Consider the following 6,227-nt stretch of genomic DNA (forward strand, 5'->3'; position numbering starts at 1 on the left):
CCGTCCCCACCGTCGTGCTCTCCGGCATGTTCGCGATGATCCTCGGTTACACCCTGCCCGACGTGCCGGGCCTGGCCTGGGTCTCACCCGTGCTGGGAACCGTGATGTACGTGTGGGGAGGCAAGCCCTTCCTCACGGGTGCCGTCAGCGAGATCCGTTCGCGCAAGCCCGGCATGATGCTGCTCATCGGGCTCGCGATCACTGTCGCATTCCTCGCGTCGTGGGGAGCGAGCCTCGGCGTCCTGCACCACGAGCTCGACTTCTGGTGGGAGCTCGCGCTCCTCATCGTGATCATGCTGCTCGGACACTGGATCGAGATGCGATCGCTCGCGCAGACGACCTCTGCTCTCGACTCGCTCGCGGCACTCCTGCCGGACGAGGCGGAGCGTGTGGAGGACGGGCAGGTCGTCGTGGTCTCACCAGTCGACCTCCGGGTCGGCGACATCGTGATCGTGCGGCCCGGCGGAAGCGTGCCGGCCGATGGGCGGATCGTCGACGGACGTGCGTCCATGGACGAATCGATGGTGACAGGCGAATCCCGCACGGTCACTCGCGGCAGTGGCGACCAGGTCACCGCCGGCACGGTCGCCACCGATTCCGGGCTGCGGGTGGAGATCACGGCGACCGGGGACGACACCACGCTGGCCGGCATCCAAAGACTCGTGACCGAGGCGCAGAGCTCGTCCTCGCGCGCTCAGCGCCTCGCGGACACGGCAGCGGGATGGCTGTTCTGGTTCGCGCTCGGATCCGCGGCGATCACCGCGATCGTCTGGACACTCGTCGGCTTCCCCGACGCCGCCGTGATCCGCACGATCACGGTGCTGGTCATCGCCTGCCCGCACGCCCTGGGCCTGGCGATCCCGCTGGTCGTGTCGATCGCGACCGAGCGGGCGGCTCGCGGTGGCGTCCTGGTCAAGGACAGGCTCGCGCTGGAGAGCATGCGCACCGTCGATACGGTCCTGTTCGACAAGACCGGGACACTCACCAAGGGCGAACCGACCGTGTCGGAGGTCTCGGTCTCCGGCGGGCATGACGCCCACCGGGTGCTGGCGCTCGCCGCCGCCGCCGAGGCCGACAGCGAGCACCCTCTGGCGAAGGCGATCGTGCGCGCCGCGGCCGAGAAGAGACTGTCCGTGCCGGCGAGTCGCGACTTCACGTCGTCGCCGGCGGTCGGCGTGACGGCGACCGTCGACGGGACGACGGTGCGCGTCGGCGGCCCGCACCTGCTGACGGAGGAGCGGTCCGACGAGCTTCCCGTCGCCGAGCAGTGGCGCGAGGACGGTGCGATCATCCTGCACGTGGTGCAGGACGGGCAGGTGATCGGGGCGCTGAAGCTTGCCGACGAGATCCGTCCGGAGTCGCGCGAAGCCGTCGATGCGCTGCATGCCCTCGGGGTGCAGGTGGTCATGATCACCGGCGATGCGGAAGCCGTCGCGCACACGGTCGCGGCAGATCTGGGCATCGACCGGTTCTTCGCGGGCGTACGCCCCGAGGACAAGGCCGCGAAGGTGCACGAGCTGCAGCACGAAGGTCGCAAGGTCGCGATGGTCGGCGACGGCGTCAACGACGCACCCGCACTCGCGCAGGCCGACGTGGGTCTGGCCATCGGTGCCGGAACGGATGTCGCGATCGCGTCGGCGGGGGTCATCCTCGCCAGCGACGATCCGCGTTCCGTGCTCTCGGTCATCGAGCTCTCGCGCGCGGCCTACCGCAAGATGAAGCAGAACCTGTGGTGGGCCGCGGGCTACAACCTGCTGTCCGTCCCGTTGGCTGCGGGTGTGCTCGCGCCTATCGGCTTCGTGCTGCCGATGTCGGTCGGGGCGATCCTGATGTCGCTGTCGACGATCGTGGTCGCGCTCAACGCCCAGCTGCTGCGGAGGCTCGATCTGCGGCCCGAGGTGACGACCCGCGCGATCCTCGATCGCTGAGGCCGGGCGGACGCGAAGAAGGGCCCCGCTCCAGGAGCGGGGCCCTTCTTCCTCGACAGTGCTGGTTTCCTCGACAGTGCTGGCTTCCTCGACAGTGCTGGCTTCCTCGACAGTGCTGGCTTCCTCGACAGTGCTGGTCAGCTCGCGCCGCCGAGGTCGTGGATGAGCTCCTTCTCGTCCTCCGCCGAGAGGGAGGTCTGCACGACGGTGCCGTTGAACGGCGCGAGAGCGGCGGCGAACTTGTCCTCCGTGATCTTCGTCGCGTAGACGACGACGGCGGACTTGCCCTCGGAGACCGCGTTCTTCACCCGGTCCCGGAATTCGGCGTCGATACCGGTCTTGTCCAGCCCGGCGAACAGCGCGCCGAAGAGGCCGCCGAACAGCAGCCCGGCGAACGGGACGAAGAAGAGCAGACCGATCAGCATGCCGAACAGCGCGCCTCCAGCGGCACCGACGCCGATGTTCCCCGCTGCACCCGGGTACTCGACCTTGGTCTTGCCCTTCTCGTCGACCTTCACGAGCGCCAGGCCCGCGAGCTCGACGACCAGATCGTTCTGCAGCGACAGGATCTCGTCGTAGGCACCTTCCGCCTGTGGCTCGCTGTCGAACGAGATGACGATGAGTTCAGCCATGGATGCTTCCCTTCTTCGGGCTGAGTCGACCGCCCTCAGCCGATGATCTCGGGAGTCCACTCCGCGGCGGAGCCCCGCTCCGCACATGCTAGGCACGTCACTTCCGCGATCGTCCGGCTCCGCCCCTAATTCACCCGGGGGAGCTTCGATGTGGTCGAAAGTGGGGTGGCGCGGCATCGTCGCTCTTGGGATAGTGGTCGGCACACGGCCAGCGATGAGGATCGAGCGTGTCGCTGGCGGTACGTCGACAGCGATGCGAAAGGTCACGGACATGAGCACTCCCTCCAGCGCCGACCAGCCGATCTTCACGAGGCCGGGGGAGGCGACGCTCACCTCGCGCCACGTCATCCCGCCAGGGGAGTCGCTTCCCGATACGGCGAAGCAGATCGTGGAGGACGAGACGATCCTCGACGGGAACGCGCGCTTGAACCTCGCCACGTTCGTGAGCACGTGGATGGACGACGACGCGAAGCAGGTCTATGCCGCGTCTTTCGACAAGAACATGATCGACAAGGACGAGTATCCGCAGACGGCGGCGATCGAGGACAACTGCTGGCACATGCTGGCCAACCTCTGGAACGCGCCCGATGCGGAGAAGAGCATCGGTACCTCGACCATCGGGTCGTCGGAGGCGTGCATGCTGGGCGGTCTCGCCTTCAAGCGGCGCTGGCAGCAGGCTCGGCGCGCGGCGGGCAAGGATGCCTCGAGTCCGAACATCGTGATGTCCTCGGCCGTGCAGGTGTGCTGGGAGAAGTTCTGCAACTACTTCGACGTCGAGCCGCGCTACGTGCCGATCAGCGAGGAGCACAAGACTCTCGACGGTCACGACCTGGCGAAGTATGTGGACGAGAACACGATCGGCGTCGTCGCGATCATGGGGGTCACGTACACGGGCATGTACGAGCCGGTGGCCGAGATCGCCGCCGCTCTCGACGAGATCCAGAAGAACACGGGCCTCGACATCCCCATCCACGTGGACGGGGCATCGGGGGCGATGATCGCGCCGTTCCTGCAGCCGGACCTGGTGTGGGACTTCCGCCTCGAGCGGGTGCATTCGATCAGCACGTCAGGGCACAAGTACGGGCTCGTGTATCCGGGGCTCGGCTGGGTGGTGTGGCGGGAGGCGCAGTGGCTCCCGGAGGACCTGGTGTTCAAGGTGAGCTACCTGGGCGGGGAGATGCCGACGTTCGCGCTGAACTTCTCGCGGCCGGGGGCTCAGGTGGTGCTGCAGTACTACCTGTTCCTCCGTCTCGGTTTCGAGGGGTACCGCGCTGTGCAGCAGGCCTCTCAGGACGTCGCGAAGTACCTCTCCGCGGGGATCGCCGAGCTCGACGCGTTCGAACTGTGGAACGACGGCAGCGACATCCCTGTGTTCGCGTGGCGTCTGAAGGACGGACACACGAAGAACTGGACGCTCTACCATCTGCAGGATCGGCTACGGATGAAGGGCTGGCTCGTGCCGGCGTATCCGATGCCCGCCGACCTGGAGCGGATAACGGTGCAGCGCATCGTGGTGCGCAACGGGCTGAGCATGGACCTCGCAGAGGAGCTTCTGCAGGCGATCGCGACCGAAGTCGCCTACCTCGACGCACTCGAGTCGCCGATGCCGACCGAGAAGTCCCAGTCGGCCTTCCACCACTGAGCCCGCGATGTCCACTTCGAACACGGGTGCCACCCCAGAATCGACTCCGGCAGCGAGGCCGACTCGCCCGACTGCTGCGCGCACGTCGGCAGCCACGCAGGTGTCGCGGCCGGCCGTCGCCATCCTCGGCGTCGGCCAGCTCGCCCTGCTCACCCTGGTCGTCGTCGCCAGTCTGCGCTCGCTTCCGGCGATGGCGACGTACGGCCTCGGCAGCATCATGCTGTATCTGATCCCCGCGATCGTGTTCCTGGTGCCGACGGCCCTGGTCGCCGCAGAGCTCGCCACCGGATGGAAGGGCGGCATCTACGTCTGGGTGCGGGAGGCGCTCGGGAACAGGTGGGGATTCACCGCGGTGTGGCTGCAGTGGATCCAGAACGTGGTGTGGTTCCCCACACAGCTCGCATTCATCGCGGGTGCCCTCGCGTTCGTGTTCATGGATCCGTCGTTGTCGAGTTCGGGCTTCTTCACGGCGGTCGTGATCATCGTGTTCTACTGGGGTTCGACTTTCGTCACCCTCCGCGGCGGCAACCTCTTCGCCAAGCTCGGCTCCTGGGGCGGCATCCTCGGCACGCTCCTGCCGGCCGCGCTGCTCATCGTGTTCGGTGCGATCTGGGTGTTCAGCGGCGAGAAGAGCCAGGTCCCGCTCGAAGCATCGGCGATCATCCCTCCCTTCACCGGCCTGGCGTCCATCGTCCTGATCGTGTCGAATGTGCTGGCGTACGCCGGGATGGAGGTCAACGCGGTCCACGTGAACCAGATGAAGGACCCGGGCAAGGGGTATCCCCGCTCGGTGTTCCTCGCCGCCGGTCTGATCCTGCTCGTGTTCATCCTTCCGACGTTGGCGATCTCGGTCGCCGTCCCGTCGAAGGAACTGGGGCTCACGAACGGCATCATGCTCGCCTTCGGCGTGTACTTCGATCACTGGGGGATGGGATGGGCGACGGCAGCCGTCTCGGCGCTGATCGCCGCCGGCGCGCTCGCCTCCGTGATCACCTGGGTCGCTGGGCCTTCGAAGGGCGTGCTAGCCGCCGCCGAGACGGGCCTGCTTCCACCGATGCTGCAGAAGCGCAACAAGGCGGGGGTCCAGTCCGGGATCCTGATGCTCCAGGGCACGATCGTGACGATCCTCGCTGCGATCTTCATCGTGGTCCCGAACGTGAGTGCCGCGTTCGTCGCACTGATCGACATGGCGGCCGCGCTGTACCTGATCATGTACATGCTCATGTTCGCGTCGGCGATCGTGCTGCGTCGCAAGGAGCCGACGGTGCACCGCGCGTACCGCGTCGCTGCGCTGCCGCTGGTCGCCGGCATCGGCTTCGTCGCGTGTCTCGCGGCTTTCCTGCTCGCCTTCATCCCGCCCGAGGGATTCACCGCCTTCCCTCCCGCGGCCTATCCGTGGGTCGTCGGCGCTGTCATCGTGGTGCTGGGCGCACCACCCCTCAGGTTCTACGCGATCCGTCGCCCGTCCTGGGACCGTCGACCGCCGGATGGAAGCCTGTTGAGCGACGCCCATCCGGAGGCCACGGTCTCACCGGAAGGTCGGTGAGGGTCACTCGACCCGATGCGCCGCTCGGGCCAGCGCATTGCGCCGCGCCAGGATGATCCCGCCGAGGAGGGCTGCGACGAACGACCCGACCAGCACGCCGATCTTCACGTGCTCGTCCGCGACCGAGCTCGACCCGTAGGCGAGCTCGCCGACCAGCAGCGACACGGTGAAGCCGATTCCCGCGAGGAACGCCATGCCGGTCAGGTCCGGCCAGCGGAGCGTCTCGTCGAGGCGCAGAGCGGGGACCCGGCTCAGCAGGAAGGTCGTGACGAGGATGCCGACCGGCTTGCCCGCGACCAGTCCCACGACGATGCCGATCGTGATCGGGTCGGTGAACGCCGATGCGAGTCCGTCCCATCCGCCGACCGTGACGCCGGCGGCGAAGAACGCGAACACGGGCACCGCGAACAGCGTGGCCACGATGCCCCACCGGTCGGCGAGGTGTGCGGCCATGCCGTCGTACACCGGACGGGCGTCCG

Annotated in this window: 5 protein-coding genes; 3 read left to right on the forward strand and 2 right to left on the reverse strand. The window is 67.5% G+C overall.

Translation table 11 applies throughout. From position 1 onward, the window contains the following. The coding region (locus DSP71_RS13475; RefSeq protein WP_258546442.1) for a heavy metal translocating P-type ATPase at positions 1 to 1,928 on the forward strand (1,928 nt) is incomplete at its 5' end. Between the two features lie 137 nt (positions 1,929 to 2,065). Here DSP71_RS13475 and DSP71_RS13480 read toward each other — a convergent pair. Continuing rightward, a complete protein-coding gene (locus DSP71_RS13480; RefSeq protein WP_113681336.1) occupies positions 2,066 to 2,560 on the reverse strand; it encodes a DUF1269 domain-containing protein in 495 nt (164 codons plus the stop codon). Between the two features lie 271 nt (positions 2,561 to 2,831). Between DSP71_RS13480 and DSP71_RS13485 the strand changes: the two genes are divergently transcribed. Continuing rightward, on the forward strand, positions 2,832 to 4,202 hold the full coding sequence (locus DSP71_RS13485) for a glutamate decarboxylase (RefSeq protein WP_257021977.1): 1,371 nt from the start codon (positions 2,832 to 2,834) through the stop codon (positions 4,200 to 4,202). Positions 4,203 to 4,209: 7 nt separating this feature from the next. Further along, positions 4,210 to 5,748 (forward strand): amino acid permease, encoded by a 1,539-nt coding sequence (locus DSP71_RS13490; RefSeq protein ID WP_113681338.1) that lies wholly within the window; start codon positions 4,210 to 4,212, stop codon positions 5,746 to 5,748. Positions 5,749 to 5,751: 3 nt separating this feature from the next. On the opposite strand, the gene DSP71_RS13495 is transcribed toward DSP71_RS13490, so the two are convergent. Further along, a partial coding sequence (locus DSP71_RS13495; protein WP_181800738.1) for a Na+/H+ antiporter NhaA occupies positions 5,752 to 6,227 on the reverse strand: 476 nt, incomplete at its 5' end.

Origin of the sequence: Microbacterium sp. H6 (genome assembly GCF_003314775.1) — a bacterium.
In the GTDB taxonomy this organism is placed as follows: Bacteria; Actinomycetota; Actinomycetes; order Actinomycetales; family Microbacteriaceae; genus Microbacterium; species Microbacterium oxydans.

Excerpts from the sequence above, each read along its gene's own strand:
- DSP71_RS13480 (WP_113681336.1), bottom strand. The coding sequence starts at position 2,560 with ATGGCTGAACTCATCGTCATCTCGTTCGACAGCGAGCCACAGGCGGAA.
- DSP71_RS13485 (WP_257021977.1), top strand. The coding sequence starts at position 2,832 with ATGAGCACTCCCTCCAGCGCCGACCAGCCGATCTTCACGAGGCCGGGG.
- DSP71_RS13490 (WP_113681338.1), top strand. The coding sequence starts at position 4,210 with ATGTCCACTTCGAACACGGGTGCCACCCCAGAATCGACTCCGGCAGCG.